The 1,040-nt window shown below is 65.7% G+C and carries 1 protein-coding gene; it reads left to right on the plus strand.

Going from position 1 to position 1,040, the window contains the following annotated elements; all coding sequences use genetic code 11:
* Positions 1-1,040: polyketide synthase dehydratase domain-containing protein (locus tag AWC27_RS26890; RefSeq protein WP_139837242.1), on the plus strand; the 1,040-nt coding region annotated here is incomplete at both ends.

Genomic DNA, 1,040 nt, shown 5'->3' on the forward strand with positions numbered 1-1,040 from the left:
ATTCCGAGCTGCTGGAGCCCGCACTAGAGGAATTCGAGTCGTACGCGGCGCGATTCGGCTTCACCGTTCCGGCCCGCGCCCTGGTATGCAACCGCACCGGCGCAGTTCTGACGGCAGAAACCCCGCTCAACGCGCAGTATTGGCGACGGCATTCTCGCCAGCCGGTTCAGTTCGCCGAAAGCATCCGCACGGTTGCGCAGCTGGGCTGCTCGGTCTTGATGGAGATCGGTCCGCAGCCGATTCTGACCGCCGCCGCCCTGCAGGTGTGGCCGGACTACTCGGCCGCTCCGCGTGCCGTCGCCTCCCTGCGTAAGGGGTCCGACGACCGGCGTCAGATCGCAGAGGCGTTAGCCGGGGTGTACGTCGCCGGGCATCGGCCGGACTTCGCGGCGCTGCACCAGCGGTCACATCGCAGACTCGAACTACCGACCTACCCGTTCCAGCGCCGCCAATGCTGGCCCAAGACCGCCGGCATCCGCTCGGACGGTGCCACCGCAAGCTCCGGAATTCTTGGCAGCGCAAAGGACCTCGCCTCCGGCGACATCGTTTACACCAGCCGGCTGTCGGTGAAATCGCAGCCGTGGCTGGCAGACCACATCATCTACGGCACAGTCGTGGTTCCCGGCGCGACCTATGCGGCGATGGCCCTTGCCGCGGTGGGAACGCCGGCGCGGGTTCATGATGTGTTCTTCTACGAGCCGATCATTCTGGGCGACAAGGCTTCCCGGGAGGTACAGCTGACGTTGCACCCACCCGACGACAGCCGCGGCGGGACCTTTCAGATCCACAGCCGCCCATACGGTGACCGCGACGCCGACTGGTCCTTGAACGCCGAAGGCATCGTCCTCGCCGGTGTCGACGATGAGCCGCCATCAGATACATTGGAATCCATCGACGCCGTATGCGAGCGGTTGGACCGTGCGCGTCCGCAGCAGCTGTTCGAGGCCTTCGCCGACAACGAATTAGCTTGGGGGCCAACATGGTCCACTTCGCTGAAGTCGCTGTGGATCGGCGCGGGTGAGGCCGTCGGGGATCTTGCC

The sequence above is a fragment of the Mycobacterium szulgai genome, from assembly GCF_002116635.1.
Classification (GTDB): domain Bacteria; phylum Actinomycetota; class Actinomycetes; order Mycobacteriales; family Mycobacteriaceae; genus Mycobacterium; species Mycobacterium szulgai.